The 292-nt window shown below is 46.6% G+C and carries 1 protein-coding gene; it reads left to right on the top strand.

All coding sequences use genetic code 11. The features are described from left to right. The coding region (locus AB4512_RS05650; RefSeq protein WP_372174602.1) for a VWA domain-containing protein at window positions 1-292 on the top strand (292 nt) is incomplete at both ends.

Raw genomic sequence — 292 nt, 5'->3', positions numbered from 1 at the left:
GCGTATGTTCAAGCACCCTTTACGGAAGATATTGACGTGTGGCAATCGCTACTTGAAGACGTTGAGCTTGGCTACGCTGGATTTCAAACTGCTTTTGGAGATGCAATTGGCTTATCAATTGCCGTATTCGAACAAGAACAGAGCCTCCAAAGAGTGATGATTCTGCTAACCGATGGTGATGACACAAGCTCGAAAATGCCTCCGGTAAAAGCCGCCGAAATCGCCGCCAAATATGGCGTAAAGATTTACACCATTGCAATTGGTGACCCGAGTACCAAAGGTCGCTACAAGA

The sequence above is a fragment of the Vibrio sp. 10N.222.52.B7 genome (genome assembly GCF_041474275.1).
GTDB classification, from domain to species: domain Bacteria; phylum Pseudomonadota; class Gammaproteobacteria; order Enterobacterales; family Vibrionaceae; genus Vibrio; species Vibrio crassostreae_C.
This window is presented reverse-complemented; position numbering and strand designations above follow the sequence as displayed.